The sequence below is a fragment of the Actinoplanes sichuanensis genome, from assembly GCF_033097365.1.
In the GTDB taxonomy this organism is placed as follows: domain Bacteria; phylum Actinomycetota; class Actinomycetes; order Mycobacteriales; family Micromonosporaceae; genus Actinoplanes; species Actinoplanes sichuanensis.
In genome coordinates, this window is sequence record NZ_AP028461.1 from 9,705,586 (window position 1) to 9,721,661 (window position 16,076).

The window sequence follows — 16,076 nt, forward strand, 5'->3', positions numbered from 1 at the left end:
GTCGGCACTTCGACGCATATCGGCGTCACCACCCTCGGGGGAAACATGGGCAACAAGAGGATCGGCGCGGCGGCTCTCGCCCTGCTGACGGTCGGCATCGCCGCCCCGGCATCGGCCGACGAACTGCGGCAGCGCCTCTCCATCTCATCGGCCGGCGACCTGGTCGTCGACGGCGTGCACGACCGGGTCTTCATCAGCGACCCGGCCGGCGGCAAGGTCATCGCGACCGACTACAGCGGCAATCAGTTGGGCGTCGCGTCGGTGACCGGCGCGACCAGCCTGGCCCTGGCGCCGGACGCATCCCGGCTCTACGTGTCCACGCGGAACGGTTCGGCCGTCCTCGCCCTGGACACCACGACGCTGGCCACGAACGCGACGTTCGCCACCGGTGACGCCAAGCCGTATGACGTGGTGGTGGCCGGCGGCCGGATCTGGTTCTCCTACGCCGACACCGGCGTGAGCAAGCTCGGCACCATCGACCCGTCCACCGAGACGGTGCTGCTGGACCGGTACGACACCGGCAGCGGCGCGGCGGAGCTGGCCACCACCGCCGCCAAGCCGGACCGGATCGCTGTCGCGGCCAAGGGCCGGATCGCCGTCCTGGACGCCTCCGGGGACACGTTCACCGAGGTGGCGGCCACGAACGGGGCGGGTGAGATCGCCGACGTGGCGCTCTCGCCGGACGGCCGGAAAGTGGGTGTGGCCGACCGCTCCGACCGCGGCATCCGGGTGCGGGACGTCAGCGATCTCGCGACCTCGACGTTGTGGGAGTACCAGACCACCCCGAACTCGGTGGACTTCGCAAGTGACGGCAGCCTCGTCGGCGGCGACGGGGGCTACTCGTCGAACCTGTTCACCTTCGCCCCGTCCGGCCAGAAGATCAAGGTGATCAGCGCTCCGGACGTGGGGGACGGGCAGCAGCGTGCCGCGGCCTGGGAGCCGGACGGCGACCGGCTGTTCGCCGTGTCCGCGAGCAACGGCGCTCTGACGTTCACCGTCTACACGGACGCGAAGCGGTCGATCACGATGACCGGCCTCGGCGGCGCGACGACCGTGGTGCCGGGCGCATCGATCACCCTCACCGGTCATGTGAACTCGCTGCTGCCGTTGCCCACCGGCAGCACGGTCACGATCACCCGGGACGGCACGTCACTGGGCGCCGCCGAGGTCCGCGCGGACAGGTCGTTCTCGATCACCGACACCCCGTCGACCGAGGGCACCGCGATCTACCGGGCCGCGTACGCCGGTGACGACTTCCACCTGCCGTCGGTGCAGGCCCACTCGGTCTACGTCGCCAAGGCCGTCACGGATCTGACGCTGCCGTTCACCACACCCACGGTGCTGCCGGGCGGCGAGGCCTCGTTCGGTGGATGGCTGACCTCCTGGTCACCGCTGCCCACCGGTGTCACGGTCGCGGTCTCCCGCAACGGCACGTCACTGGGCTCCGTCACCGTCGACACGAACGGCGAGTTCCGGTTCGCCGACACCCCGCCCGCGGTCGAGGGCACGGTCACCTACGCGTTCTCGTACGCCGGGGACGCCACCCACCGGCCGGCCACCGCCACGACGTCGGTTCAGGTGTCCCGGAGCGCCTCCACCGTGACGCTCGCCGGGCCGTCGTCGGCGACCCGGGCCAAGGCGCTCACCCTCACCGGCACGCTGGCCTCGCCGCTCGGACTGCCGGCCGGAGCGACGGTGTCGATCAGCCGCACCGACCTGGACAGCCCGACCGGCAAGGCCCTGGGCACGACCACCGTCGACGCGAACGGCGCGTTCAGCTACATCGACACCCCGTCGGCCGGCGGCACGGTGACCTATCGGGCCTCGTACGCCGGTGACGCCACGCGCGGTCCGGCCGCGGCGATCACGACGGTCGCGGTCTCCCGGGTCACGCCGTCGATGGCGATCAACAACCACGGCAAGCAGTACGCCTACAACCAGACGGTCACCTTCACCGCGTACCTCGGCACCACGTACAAGAACCGCACCGTGGAGATCTGGGCCGACCCGTACGGCAGCGACCAGGCTCGGCGCCTGGTCAAGCGGGCCACGGTGAACAGCGCCGGCAAGGTCACGGCCAGTTTCAAGCTGACCCGCAACACCACGTTCTCCGCGGTCTTCACCGGTGACGCCCGATACGCGTCGCGGACCGTCACCGCGACCGTCGGCACCAAGGCCAACCTCTCGCTGCGGCTGGCCAACAACTTCAAGACCAAGAGGATCAGCGGTACGACCTATCGCGTCTTCCGGGTCTCCAAGTACGCCTACTTCACCCACTCGGTGTCGAACGCCGCCAACCGGCAGGTCCTCGTTCAACTCCAGCGCTACTCCGGTGGCAAGTGGAAGAACTACGACCAGCGCTACTTCGACGCCACCGATCTGCTCCTGATGTCCGGGTCGGGCCTGAACGGCGCCAAGTTCCGGATCCGCTCCGCCTACGTCTACTCGACCTCCGGCGACATCCTGAACGCGACGACCTGGACGTCGTACCAGTACTTCACGTTCAGCAAGTAACACCGGACAGCAGAACGGCCGGGCACCCTCGGGTACCCGGCCGTTCTGCTGTCTTCTAACGCTTGTAGGTCCGGACGGTGGTGTACCTGACGTTCCCGGCCCGGTCGTACGCGCGGAACCGCATCGTGAACTTCTTGCCGTACTTCTTCGGGTTGATCGAGAAGGTGTAGCCGGCCGTGGTGTCGGCCTTCACCACCTTGCCGTTGATCAGCAGCTCCACCTTGGTGATGCCGTACGTGTCACTGGCGGTGGCGGTGACCGAGAACGGCTTCTTGACCTTCGCCTGGTTCCGGGGCGCCTTGGCGATCCACACCGACGGCGCTCGGTTGTCCACGAGAAGGGAACGCTTCAGGGTCGTCTCGTTGCCTGCCGCGTCGACGGCGTGCCAGCCCAGCGTGTACCAGCCGTCCGGCACCTCACGGCTGTCGATGGTGACCGTGCGGGAGTTCTCCTGGGCGTACGAGCGCAGATGCCTCGGTGTGTCCAGGGAGGCCTCGAAGTAGGCGAACGGGCTGGCGTCCCGGTAGCCGCCGAGCGAGACGGTGAAGGTGCCCCGGACCGCACGGCCCGCGCTGGTGCTGCCGGTGATCACCGGACGGTCGTTGTCGACGGTCACCGTCCTGGTCACCGCGGTCACGTTGCCGGCCTGGTCGCGTACCCGGACCGTCATGTCCTTCTTGCCGTTGGGGACCTTGACGGTCCAGCCCAGGTCGAGGTTGCCGCCCTGGTGGAGGTCCTTCGACGAGACCACCTGGCCGTCGACGATCAGCTCGGAGCCGATGACGTAGACGTTGTCGTCGGCGTCCACCGAGAGCGTGCCGCCCTGGCCGATGTAGCCGTCGCGCCGCGGGAAGCGGACGGCCAGCCCGGTCGGTGCCCTGTTGTCGACCACGACCTGGTAGCCGCGGGTCGTCAGCGAGCCGTTCGTGGTGGTGGCGCGGGTGCTCAACTGCACCAGCCCGTCGAAGCCGGTGGTGTCCCAGTCGACGTTCCAGGGCGCGGCCGTGTCGGTGCCGACCTCCTTACCGTCGGCGAAGACGGTGAGACCGGTGACGGCGGACAGGTCCTCGGTCGGCTGGGTGAAGAAGGTCACCGGCACGACGCCGCCGACCCAGTGATCGGCGGTGCGTGCGTAGACCTTCGGTGCCGACACGGCGGCGTGGGCGGGTGTGGCGATCAGTGCGGCGGCCATGGCGGTCACCATCACGATTCCGGTGTTCTTCACGACGTCCCCCATGAACTTCAGCGCCGGTAGGTGCGCTTCGTGCTGTACACGGCGTTGCCGGCGCGGTCGTATGCCCGTACCTGCATGGTGAATTTCTTGCCGTATTTCGCCGGGTCGAGTGTGAGCCGGTAGGCGGCCTTCTTGTCGGTGGCCACGATCTTGCCGTTGACCAGCAGTTCGACCCTGGTGATGACGTTCTTGTCGGTGGCGGTCACCGCGATGGTGGTCTTCTTGCGCAGCCTGCTGTTGTTCGCCGGTGCGCTGGTGATCCGTAGCGTCGGTTTGCGGTTGTCGACGATCACCTTGCGGGAGATCTGGGTGAGGTTGTTCAGCGAGTCGTAGACCCGGACGGTCATCGTGGCCGTGCCGTCCTTGGCGGCCAGGTCCCAGCGCAGCGAGGACTGACGCCTACCGTTGATCCACAGTTCGGTGCCGGTGACCCGGTTGGGGTCGGTGGCGTCTACACGCAGGCTCGCGCCGGCCCGGATGTAGCCGTCGGTGACCGGGAACCGCACCTTGGCGGCCGGGCCGGAGAAGTCGGCCGCGGTGCGGTCCTTCTCGTAGACGGTCACGGTGCCCGCACCGGAGCGCTTGATCGTGATCATCTGCGCCGGGGTCGGCACGCCGTTGGTGTCCACGCCGGACAGCAGGTACGAGCCGGGCGGCAGCAGATTCGCGTTGGCCGGCATGGTGGCGGTCACGGTCGCGCCGCTCTGCCGGAACGCCAGGGGCACCCGGCGCTGGTCGGTGTTGTAGGAGTGGGTGACGCTGGTGGCCCGGGTCAGCGACAGCGACGCCAGCGTGCGGGTGTCGGAGAGCCCGAGCGACACCGAGCCGCCGTAGGTCAGCGAGCCGCTGATGCCGGTGATCTGCGGCCGGTTCGCCCAGCGCACCCGGCCGTCCGAGCCCTTGGTGAAGAGGTACGGCGGGTAGTACATCTCGGCGTTGAAGTTGTCCTCCGGACCGGGCACCCCGCCGGCCGCGGTCAGCACCGAGCCGCTCGGCATCAGCACCGCGGTGGAGTGGTAACTGCGGATCCGCTGCGCCTTGGCGGCGTCCCGCCACTTACCGGTGGTCGGGTTCCAGATCTCCGAGTCGTACGCCGAGTTGGCCGCGCCCGCCTGGGTGCCGACCCGGGTGCCGCCGTTGGCCAGCACCTCGCCGTTGGGCAGGACGGTCAGGTTGAGCCAGTTCCGGGCCAGCCGCATCGCGCTGGTCTCGGCGGTCTTCGGGGTGGTGCCGTTGATGTCGACGGCGGTGGCCCGGTTGGTGGCCACCTGGCTGCTGCCGTTGTTGTACTGGCCGCCGCCGGCGAACAGCAGCTTGCCCGGTGCGTACATCACCGACGAGCCGGAGACCCCGATCGGTACGGGCAGCGTACCCAGCGAGGTGACCTTGCCGGTGCCGGTCGGGTCGAGTCGCCACATCTGGTCGTACGAGACACCGAAGACCTTGCCGTCGGGTGCGACGTACGCCCGCGGGTACCACCAGCGGTTGTCCTTCGCCCCGAACGCCACCGTGCTGTCCGCGCCGGTCAGCCTGGTCCACGCGCCGGTGCCGGTGCTGATCTCCGGTGTGGTGGCGACCGTCGTGTTGTCGTTCGGCTTCTGCCACGCGTCGACGTTGTACGAGTTGCCGCCGCCGAGGGCCAGCATCCGGTCGTCGGGGAGGCGGAGCACGGAGGCGTACCAGCGCTGGCGGTTGAGCTGTGCGCCCATCGTCTGCTGCCCGGTGGCCGGGTCGTAGATCATGGTGGCCGTGGTGGAGTTGCCGCCGACCATCAGCAGCCGGCCGTCGGGCAGCCGTTCGAGCGTGTTGCAGAACGCGTCGTACGAGTGCATCGACGCGGTCTGCCGGTGCGCACCGGTGCCGACGCCGGCGGCCGGGTCCCAGTCGTCGTAGGAGAAGCCGCCCTGTTTCGCCTCGCCGGGCGGGGTGCCGTAGCTGACCACGTGCCCGTTGGGCAGCAGCGCCATGTGGATGCCGACCAGCGGCCAGGCGACCTGTGCCGAATACATGCCGGTGAGGTGCGCGTTCGACGCCGGGACGACCTTGCCGAGGAACGGATCGGCGGGCTGGTTGAGGGCGACCCGGCTGCTGCCGACGGTCACCTGGGTGGCGCCGGCGGCAGCGGCCGCGAGTGCCTGGTGTGCCGCGTGATCCTGTTCCGCGGACTGGGCGGTGCCCGAGGACATCGCCATTCCGCCCGCGACGGCGGCCGTGACCGTGGCTCCCGCCATCAGTCGGCGCCCGACACGCGACATTCGACCCATTCCTGCTCCCATCCCCCACAGCATCGGCGAGCGCCGATCCTACGGCAGGCCGGTGCCGATTCGTCGTTACGGTCCAGTCACGTCGGCGGGGAAGATCGACGTCAGGGCGTAAACCAGGACAGAAGACATGCATCCCTTTCGGATACCGGTCCTCTGCATGATTGCGACATTCATGAATTTTCCCACTTGCATGCACCGATCCGGCCACTCAGACGTCTCGCTACCGGACGTGTGTCGATGCCTTGTCAGGTCATGGAAGGGAGAAACGCATGGCGCGGATCGGGGCGGCACTGCGACAGGTGTGGCAGCGGGTGAAGGCTCTGCCCCGCTGGTTGCGCCGGACGCTGGCGGCGATCCTCGCGGTGCAGACCGTGCTGGTGCTGGCGGCCACCGGCTATGTGCTGAGCGTCGACCTACCACCGGACGCGGTGCCGCCGCAGGCCTCGGTGCTCTACTACCGCGACGGCCGGACGGTGCTGGCCCGGATCGGGCTGACCGATCGCACCGACGTCACCCTGGACCGGGTGCCGCTCGGCGTCCGGCAGGCGTTCCTGGCCGCCGAGGACCGCGGGTTCTACGACCACTACGGCGTCTCGGTGCGGGGCCTGGCCCGGGCGCTCTGGTCGAACGTGGTGGACGACAGCGGCGAGGGCGCTTCGACGATCACCCAGCAGTACGTCCGCAACGCGTACCTGACCCAGGAGCGGACGGTCGGCCGCAAGGCCCGGGAGGCGGCACTGGCGCTGAAGGTCGAGGACCGGTACGGCAAGGACGAGATCCTCCAGCGCTACCTCAACACGATCTACTTCGGGCGCGGTGCGTACGGCATCGAGGCGGCGGCACACGCCTTCTTCGGGGTGTCCGTCGACAGATTGAGCACGGCACAGGGCGCGGTGCTGGCCGCGATGGTCAAGGACCCGACCCGCGGCGATCCGGTGCGCGACCCGGAGTGGACCCTGGACCGCTGGAAGTGGATCCTCCAGGCGATGAGTGACGCCGGGTGGCTGCCCGAGGGCGCGGCCGGCCGGACGCCGTATCCGGAGGTCGCCGAGGAATCGGTCACCGCCGCCGCCATCGGCGGGCCGATCGGGCTGATCACCGACCGGGTCGAGGACGAGCTGGTCGCCGCCGGCATCACCCGTCAGCAGATCCGGACCGGTGGCCTGAGCATCGTCACCACGTTGGACGCCACCGCGCAGCGGGCCGCCACCGCGAGCATCACCAGGGCGCTCGACGGCCAGCCGGAGGTGCTGCGGACCGCCCTGGTGGCGATCGATCCGCGGGACGGCGGGGTGCGCGCCTACTACGGCGGTGACCGGGGCCGTGGCTTCTACGACGACGCGCTCGCCGCCCGGCCGCCCGCCTCGACCTTCAAGCCGCTGGTCCTGGCGGTGGCCGAGGAGCGTGGCATCGGCTTCCGGTCGTACTACAACGGCACCTCGCCGCGGATCTTCGCCGACCGTGGGGGCGCGCCGCTCTACAACCAGGACAACCTGCAGTGCCCGGTCTGCCCGCTCGATCTGGCGATGGTGCACTCGCTGAACACGCCGTTCTACGCCCTGGCCGAGCAGGTCGGCCCGAACCGGATCCGGGACCTGGCCCGTCGGCTCGGTGTGCCGGAGAAGTACGGCGACCAGGTCACCATGGTCGACCTCAAGGGCGAACCGGCGCCCGGAAAGACCCGGGCCGACATCGCCATCGGCCGGTACCCGGTCGCCCCGGCCGACATGGCGAGCGTCTACGCCACGCTGGCCGGTGGCGGCGCCCGCGCGGACCGGCACTTCGTCGAGTCGGTCACCGTGGCCGGTGGTGCGGTCCTGCACGAGCACGAGACGAAGCTGGAGCGGGTGCTCGACGAGAGTGTGGCGGCGGACATCGGTGCCGTGTTGTCGCAGGTGGTCGAGGAGGACGGCCGGGTGCCGGGGGTCGACGCGGCCGCCAAGACCGGCTCCCAGCAGTACGGCGACACGGCCGATTCGTCCGACGCCTGGACGGCCGGGTGGGCCTCCGGCCTGGCCGCGGCGGTCTGGGTGGGCCGGGACAAGCCGGGCCCGATCCGTACCAGCGGTGGTGCGGCCATCAACGGCGACGGGATGCCGTACCAGATCTTCCGGGATTTCCTGTCCGGGTCCTTCGCCGGCCGTCGGGTGGCCGATCTGCCTCGGGCCGCGCACGTGGGCCGGGAGGAGGCCGGCGATCTGGAGACGATCGAGGGCGACGTCAAGATGGTGCCCGGCCTGATCTACCAGGGCCCGCGCAAGGGTGACCAGGTCGATCTGTCGCTGGCCGTCGGCACCTGGCGGGAGCGGACGGCTCGGCTCGACGAGGCCCTGGACAGGCACGCGGCGGCCGGCCTGGACTTCTCGGTCTCCCTGGTCGACCACCGGACCGGGCAGCGGTACGACTACCGCGGCAACCGTGCGTTCGAGACGGCCAGCGTGGTGAAGGTGCCGTTGCTGGCCGCCCTGCTGCTGCGGGCCCAGGATGCGAACCGGGACCTGACGGCCGCCGAGCAGCGCCGGGCCCGCAAGATGATCGTGGCCAGCGACAACGACGCGGCCGTCCGGATCTACTCCGCGATCGGTGGCGCGAGCGGCCTGCGGACGGCGCTGGAGCGACTCGGCCTGGACGACACCGACCCGGATTCGAAGTTCGGCCTGACCACCACCACGGCGAAGGATCAGACCCGGATGGTGGCCGCGCTGACCGGTGCCGCTGGTCCGCTGACCGATGCCTCCAAGGAGTTGATCCTGCAGCTGATGGGCTCGGTCAATGCCGACCAGACGTGGGGGGTCAGCGCCGCGTCGTTCGAGGGCGAGTCGACGGCCCAGAAGAACGGCTGGATGTCCCGGTCCACCGAGGACGGCCGATGGATCGTCAACAGCACCGGCCGGCTCCACGGGGAGAAGACCGACGTCGCGCTGTCGGTGCTGTCGCACGGGCACCGCACCCGCGAGGAGGGCATCGCGTCGGTCGAGCGGATCGCCGCGACGACCAGGAGCCATCTGGGCTGGTAACCGGGCGGATAGATGGACTTAACAGTTAAGTTGACCAACAGTGTGTGAACGCTCACACTGCTGCCATCCACGTCGGCGTCCGGGGTCGTCCTCCCCGGCTGACGTGCCCTTCCCTTCTGCCCGCTCGAAGGAACTCCCCAGATGCGCATATCTCTCGGGGGTCTGGCGTCCGCCGCCGTGACTCTCCTGTTGTTCCCCTTGGTCGCACCCTCGCCGGCCCGGGCCGAAGAGGCCGCGGCGAGCACCGACGGCCTGGTGCTCTGGTACAAACTGGACGAGAAGTCGGGCGCTTCGGCAGTCGACTCGTCCGGCCACGGCCGCAACGGCACGGTCGCCGGCACGGCGTCCTGGACCGGTGGCGACGGCCTGACCTTCGACGGGTCCAGCACCTACGTGAAGGCGCCGGACAACGTCCTGGCCGGTCTCGACTCGATCTCGATCTCGTTCGACGTGCTGATGGACCCGCAGCAGGTCACGCCGTACTTCCTCTATGGATTCGGCAACACCAGCAGCTCCACCGGCTACGGCGACGGCTACCTCTTCACCACCGGCAACAACCTCCGGACCGCGATCGCCACCGGCAACTGGTCGACCGAGCAGAGCACCGCGCCGTCGCCGGCGAAGGCGCTGGACCGCGGCACCTGGAAACACATCGCGTACACGCAGACCGGCAGCACCGGGACTCTCTACGAGGACGGGACGCCGATCGCCACGAACACCGCGATCACCATCAAACCGAGCGCGATCGGTGCCGGGAAGACGACCGCCAACTACATCGGCAAGTCCAACTACAACGGCGACCGGCTCTTCAAAGGCAAGATCAAAGACTTCCGGTTGTACGACCGGGCGCTCGGCGGATCCGAGCTGACGACTCTGGCCGAGCCGGTGGTGGCCGGCGAACTCGCCGCCGACCGGGCCGCGCTCGACCTCGGTGACACCTCGGCCGTCACCTCCGACCTCGCCTTGCCGGCCGCCGCCCCGTACGGCTCGAAGATCACCTGGACCACCGGCGACCCTGCCGTGATCACCTCGACCGGTGTGGTGACCAGGCCGGAGTCCGGTCAGCCGGCCGCGACCGCGACGCTGACCGCCACCCTGACCCGCGGCGCCCTGACCGCGACCAGGACCTTCGCGATCACGGTGCGCCCCCGGCCCACCGCCCAGGAGGAGGCTCGGGAGGCGGCCGCCGGACTGGTCGTGCACGACGTCGACGACGTCCGCGGCAACCTGACGCTGCCCGCGACGGGCGCCCAGGGTGCGACGGTGACCTGGTCCTCCGACCGCCCGGAGATCATCGACGGCACCGGTGTCGTGCACCGGCCCGCGGTCGGTCAGGGCGCCGCCGCGGTCGCCCTGACCGCGACCGTGCGGGTCGGCGCGGCCTCGGCCACCCGGACGATCACCGCCACCGTGCCGGAGCTGCCCCCGGTCCGGGCCAAGGCGGGCTACCTGTTCAGTTACTTCACCGGTGAGGGCACCGCTGACGGCGAGCAGATCTACCTCGCCGTCAGCAAGGCGAACGACCCGCTCTCCTACCGCGAGGTCAACAACGCCAAGCCGGTGCTGACGTCGTCACTCGGCACGAAGGGCCTGCGGGACCCGTTCATCATCCGCTCGCCGGAGGGTGACAAGTTCTACCAGATCGCCACCGACCTGAAGATCTACGGCAACGGCGACTGGGACGCCTCGCAGCGCACCGGCAGTAAGTCGATCATGGTCTGGGAGTCCACCGACCTGGTCAACTGGACCGACCAGCGCCTGGTCAAGGTCTCCCCGGACACCGCCGGCAACACCTGGGCGCCGGAGGCCTACTACGACGCCGGCCTCGGTGCCTACGTGGTCTTCTGGGCGTCGAAGCTGTACGCCGAGAACGACCCGAACCACACCGGCGGCACCTACAACAAGATGATGTACGCGACGACCCGCGACTTCCACACGTTCAGTGCGGCGAAGGTGTGGGTCGACCCGGGGTACTCGGTGATCGACTCCACGATGATCGACCACAACGGGACCTACTACCGGTTCACCAAGGACGAGCGGAACAACTCGTCCACCTCGCCGTGCAGCAAGTTCATCATCGAGGAGAAGTCGACCGAGCTGCGCAGCACCGACTACCGGTTCGTCAAGGACTGCATCGGCTCCGGCGGGGTCAGCGCCGGCGAGGGTCCGCTGGTGTTCAAATCCAACACCGAGGATCGTTGGTACCTGTTCGTCGACGAGTACGGCGGTCAGGGCTACGTGCCGTTCACCTCGACCGACCTCGACTCCGGCGTGTGGACCAAGGCCATCTCGTACTCGCTGCCCAAGCGCCCCCGGCACGGCACCGTCCTGCCGGTGACGCAGGAGGAGTACGACCGGCTGCTCACCACCTACCAGCCGAACCTGCTGGTCAAGGGCGTCGACGAGATCCCGCTGACGACCCGGGCCGGTGTCGCGCCGGCCCTGCCCACACAGGTCACCGCCCGGTACGCGGACGGTTCGTCGTCGAGTGTCGCGGTCACCTGGGACTCGGTCCCGTCGTCCGCGTATGCCAAGCCGGGCCGGTTCTCGGTCTCCGGCACCATCACCGAGAGCCAGAACGTCAAGGCCACCGCGGCGGTGACCGTGCCCGACGAGGGCGCGCCCACGGTGACCGCCACCGTCGCGCCCGGCTGGTTCACCGGCCCGGCCACGGTCACGGTGACCGCGGCCGACGAGGTGGACGGTCCGCTCGTGCCGAAGGTCCGGGTCACGCGCTCGGGTGAGCCGGCCGGTGCCTGGACCGATCAGAACGGGCCGCTCACCATCGATCGGGACGGCATCCACCTGGTCGAATACGTGGCGGTCGACGCCGCCGGCAACAGCTCCGGAATCGGCTCGGTCACCGTGCGGATCGACCGGACCGCCCCGGTCTCGCAGGCGACGGTCGACGTCAAGGGCCGGACCGTGACCCTGCGGGCCGCCGACGACACCTCGGGTGTCGCCCGGGTGGAGTACTCGACGAACGGCGGCGGGACGTGGCAGCCGTACACCGTGCCGCTGACCTCGACGGTCCTCTACCGGGCCGTCGACGTGGCCGGCAACGTCGAGACGACCAACCAGGCGATCCTCCCGCCGGCCGGTGTGGTCCTCGCCCCGAGCACCACGAAGGCGGCGCCGACCTCGGCGAAGGTCGCCTACGGCACGGCTCCGGTGGTCAAGGTGACAGTCAGCGGCGGGCTGCCGGCCAAACCCTCGGGCACGGTACGGGTGCTGCTCGGCTCCACCGCGGTCGGCACCGGCACACTGTCCGCCGGCACGGCCACGATCAGACTGGCCCGCAACATCGGCGTCGGCACCCGGAAGCTGCGAGTGGTCTACCTGGGTGACAGCCGGTACGCCGGTTCCGCCACCGACGTGACGCTCAAGGTCGTCGCGGCGGCGTCCAAGACGACGCTGACCGCAAAGAAGGCGCAGCTCACGGTCAAGGTCACCACCGCGACCGGCGTCACCGCATCGGGCACGGTCCGGATCGTCGCGGTTCGCGGCGGCACCAAGGTGGTTCGTACCGTCCGCCTGAACAGCAGGGGTGTCGCGGTCCTCGACCTCGGTCGCCTGCCGAAGGGCACCTACCGGGTCACTGCTGCCTACAGCGGCTCGACCACGGCCACGAAGTCGACCGGCTCGACGATCACGGTCAAGGTGACACGATGACCGGTTAGGCCCAGCGGAGATCCTTCCGGAAAAGAATCCGGATCGACTGCATCCAACGGATTCGGGCGGAGCGAAGTACGGGGTGGCGGCAACAAAGCCGCCATCCCGTACCGGAAGGACGTCTGAAGATGAGGATCACCCGAGTGGGCGCCCGGGCCATCGCCGTCGCGACCGCCGCCGTCGTCGCCACCGCCCTGTCCGCCGCTCCGGCCGCCGCGCACAGTAAGAAGCCGCTCGGCACCAAGTCGCTCGCCGCCGTGCTGACCGCCGACAAGAGCGGGTTCGACCACAACGGCCACGACTACGACATCCTGGCCGCCGCGGTGACGGCGGTGCTCAAGGCCAAGCCGTCCAGCCCGGTCAAGGTCCTCACCGACGGGAAGACCCGGCTCACCGCGTTCCTGCCCAACGACCGCGCGTTCCAGCTGCTGGTCCAGGACATCACCAAGTCGAAGAAGCTGCCCGGTGAGAAGAAGGCGTTCACCGCGGTGGCCGGCCTCGGCATCGACACCGTCGAGTCGGTGCTGCTCTACCACGTCGTGCCGGGCGCCCGGATCAACGCCAAGACGGCGCTCAAGTCCGACAACGTCAAGCTGAAGACGGCCGCCGGCTCGCCGATCAAGGTGAACGTCTACGGCCACGGCAAGAAGATCTCGATCATCGACCTCGACTTCAGCGACCGTAACGCGCGCGTGGTCCGGACCGACATCAACAAGGCCAGCCGGCAGATCGCCCACGGCGTCGACCGGGTGCTGCGCCCGATCAACCTGCCCTGACCTGACCCCATGCACACGCGGACGCGCGGCCGCCCCCCACGGGCGACCGCGCGTCGGTGTGGTGCTCAGAAACCGGCGCTCACCCGGGTGAACGCCCAGTCGGCCTGGGCGATGCCGGAGCAGTCGCTGACCACGCCGCCGCCGGCGCAGCCACGGTCGCGGTTGACCGCCCAGAAGGCGAAGCGGGCCAGGTTCTTGCTCTTGGCGTAGTCACGGATCCGGGTCCAGGTGTCGACCGAGGTGACCTCCTGCTGGTCGGAGAGACCGTTCATGCCGGAGATGCCGATCCGGGAGTACGCCTGCGCGTCGGTGTACCCGAACGTCGACTTGAGCACGTTCTTCAGGCCCTCGGTGGCGCCTACGGTGGAGGCGTACATGTCGGCGCCACCGCTGAAGTCGAACGGCATCTGGGTGAAGATGTCGATGTTCGCGCCCTTGGCCTTGGCCTGCTGGATCAGCCGGACACCGTGCGCGTTCGGGCCGGTCGTGGTGGTGCCGAAGGTGAGGATGGTCTTCACGTTCGGGTTGCGCTGCTTGATGATCTTCAGCGCGTCGACGATCCGGTCGGCGACGACGTAGTTCTCGAACTCGTCGGTGTTCTCGATGTCGATGTCGATCGCCTTGAGCTGGAAGGTGTCGATCACCTTCTGGTACGCACCGGCCAGCGCCTCAGCGGTCGAGCAGTTCGGGCCGAGCTTGTTGCCGCTCCAGCCGCCGATCGACGGGACCACGTCGGCCCCGGCCGCTCGGATCGCCGCGATGGTGCCGGCGTGCGCGCCGCCGGTCAGCCCGGACGAACCGTCCCAGGCCGGGTTGCAGCCGTTGCTGGCCAGCACGAACGCGATGGTGAAGGCCTTGATGCCGGTGGCCTGCACGACCGTCGCCGGGGCGGGCGGGTTGCCCCAGCCCGGGTAGAGGTACGGTGCGGCCGCCATCTTGGTGCCGGTGGCCGGCGGCGGCCCGGTCGGCCCGGTCGGCGGGGTGGTCGGCGGGGTCGTCGGCGTGGTGCCGCCGCAGGCGCCGTTGTTGATCCAGACGTCCCACTGGCCGCTCTTCAGGGCCGGGTCCTCGCCTTGGGTCCACCACTTGGCGGTGTAGTTGTTGCCGCCCTTGGAGGCGACGTTGTCCTTGACGTAGACGGCGGAGGAGCTCCAGGCCGGGGCGCACGCGACCGCGGCGTTCGAGGTGGCCATCGGCAGGACCGCGGCGGCCGTGGCGACCGCGCCGACCGACGCCACGAGGGCGATTTTTCTGCTCAGCTTCATGAGGATTCCAGTCAGGGAAGAGTCGCGAGGTGCGGGTCGATGGTGTTGGCCCAGGCGTTGCCGTTCGTCACATCCCAGTTGATGGACCAGGTCATCGCGCCCCGAATGCCGGGATAGGTGGCCGGCGGCTTGAACGTGCCGCAGTTGGTGCCCTTGGCCAGGCAGTCGAGGGCGGCGTTGACCACGGACGGGGCGACGTAACCGCCACCGGCGGCGCGGGTGCTGGCCGGCAGGCCGAGGGCGATCTGGTCGGGGCGAAGCCCGTTCTGCAGCGGGATGCAGGAGAGCGCTGTCAGGAAGTTGATGCTGCCCTGGCCGTACGCCGCGTTGTTGTCGCAGCCCAGCATCGCACCGGAGTTGTAGTACTGGGTGAAGACGACGGTGAGGATGTCCTTGATGTCGAGCGCGAGCTTGAAGTACGAGGACTGCGGGTTCTGCATGTCGATGGTCTGCGGGGCCATCGTGATGATCAGGCTGCTGCCCACCTTGGCCCGCAGGCTGCGCAGCGCGCTCGCCATGTAGGTCGGGTTGAGTCCGTTCTCCAGGTCGATGTCGACGCCGTCGAAGCCGTACGTCTGGATCAGCCGGTGTACCGAGTCGGCGAAGGCGGTGGCGGCGGCCGTGCTGTTGACCGCGACCGTGCCCTTCTCGCCGCCGACCGAGATGACGACCTTCTTGCCGCGCTGGTGCAGCGTGGCGATGTCGGCCTTGAACTGGGCGTCGGTGTAGCCGCCGACCGCGGTGGCCAGGCCCGGGTCGAGGTTGAAGGTGACCGCGCCGGCGGTGCCGGTGGCGTCGGCGAAGGCGACCGCGATCAGGTCGTAGGTGGCCGGGACGGCGGCCAGCTTGAGGGCGGCGGCGCCGTTGTCGAAGTTCTGCCAGTAACCGGTGAGGAAGTGCTTCGGCAGCGACCCGTCCGACGGTGGTGTCGTGGTCGGCGGTGTCGTCGTGGGCGGGGTGGTGGTCGGGGGTGTCGTCGTGGGCGGGGTGGTGGTCGGGGGTGTCGTCGTGGGCGGGGTGGTCGTCGGGGGAGTCGTGGTCGGGGGCGTGGTGCCGCCGCCGCAGACGCCGTTGTCGGCCCACACGTCCCACTGACCACTGCGGACGGCCGGTGACTCGTTCTGTGTCCACCACTTGGCGGTGTAGTTGTGGCCGTTCTGCGAGGCCGTGTTGCCACCGACGTAGACCGCGGACGCGCTCCAGGCGGGTGCGCAGGCCGCCGCGGCCGAGGCGTTGCCCGCGAAGTAGGTCGCTCCGCCGCCCGCGGCCAGCGCCGTGACCGTGGCGAGTATTACCGATCTGGAACGCCTCATCGGAGTCCTTCCATGGATGAC

The 16,076-nt window shown here is 69.4% G+C and carries 8 protein-coding genes; 4 read left to right on the forward strand and 4 right to left on the reverse strand.

Annotated features, from left to right (window positions below; genetic code table 11):
- Positions 1 to 45: 45 nt before the first annotated feature.
- Positions 46 to 2,514 (forward strand): hypothetical protein, encoded by a 2,469-nt coding sequence (locus Q0Z83_RS44625; RefSeq protein WP_317789565.1) that lies wholly within the window; start codon positions 46 to 48, stop codon positions 2,512 to 2,514.
- A gap of 55 nt (positions 2,515 to 2,569) precedes the next feature.
- Here the strand turns inward: Q0Z83_RS44625 and Q0Z83_RS44630 are convergent, their stop codons facing one another.
- The gene (locus Q0Z83_RS44630) at positions 2,570 to 3,751 is read right to left on the reverse strand and encodes an Ig-like domain-containing protein (RefSeq protein ID WP_317789566.1); all 1,182 of its coding nucleotides are present in this window, start codon (positions 3,749 to 3,751) and stop codon (positions 2,570 to 2,572) included.
- Positions 3,752 to 3,756: 5 nt separating this feature from the next.
- Positions 3,757 to 6,003, reverse strand: a complete 2,247-nt coding sequence (locus Q0Z83_RS44635; RefSeq protein WP_317789567.1) for a galactose oxidase-like domain-containing protein — start codon at positions 6,001 to 6,003, stop codon at positions 3,757 to 3,759.
- Positions 6,004 to 6,281: 278 nt separating this feature from the next.
- Between Q0Z83_RS44635 and Q0Z83_RS44640 the strand changes: the two genes are divergently transcribed.
- The 3 genes from Q0Z83_RS44640 (at position 6,282) to Q0Z83_RS44650 (ending at position 13,477) form a co-directional block, all read left to right on the forward strand.
- Entirely contained in the window at positions 6,282 to 9,029 is a 2,748-nt protein-coding gene (locus Q0Z83_RS44640) for a transglycosylase domain-containing protein (RefSeq protein ID WP_317789568.1), read from the forward strand.
- A 141-nt stretch (positions 9,030 to 9,170) separates the two neighbouring features.
- Positions 9,171 to 12,701 (forward strand): immunoglobulin-like domain-containing protein, encoded by a 3,531-nt coding sequence (locus Q0Z83_RS44645; protein WP_317789569.1) that lies wholly within the window; start codon positions 9,171 to 9,173, stop codon positions 12,699 to 12,701.
- Between the two features lie 128 nt (positions 12,702 to 12,829).
- A complete protein-coding gene (locus Q0Z83_RS44650; RefSeq protein ID WP_317789570.1) occupies positions 12,830 to 13,477 on the forward strand; it encodes a fasciclin domain-containing protein in 648 nt (215 codons plus the stop codon).
- A 65-nt stretch (positions 13,478 to 13,542) separates the two neighbouring features.
- Here Q0Z83_RS44650 and Q0Z83_RS44655 read toward each other — a convergent pair whose 3' ends face one another.
- The gene (locus tag Q0Z83_RS44655; protein ID WP_317789571.1) at positions 13,543 to 14,742 is read right to left on the reverse strand and encodes a glycosyl hydrolase family 18 protein; all 1,200 of its coding nucleotides are present in this window, start codon (positions 14,740 to 14,742) and stop codon (positions 13,543 to 13,545) included.
- 11 nt (positions 14,743 to 14,753) lie between these two features.
- The gene (locus Q0Z83_RS44660; protein WP_317789572.1) at positions 14,754 to 16,055 is read right to left on the reverse strand and encodes a chitinase; all 1,302 of its coding nucleotides are present in this window, start codon (positions 16,053 to 16,055) and stop codon (positions 14,754 to 14,756) included.
- Between the last annotated feature and the right edge of the window lie 21 nt (positions 16,056 to 16,076).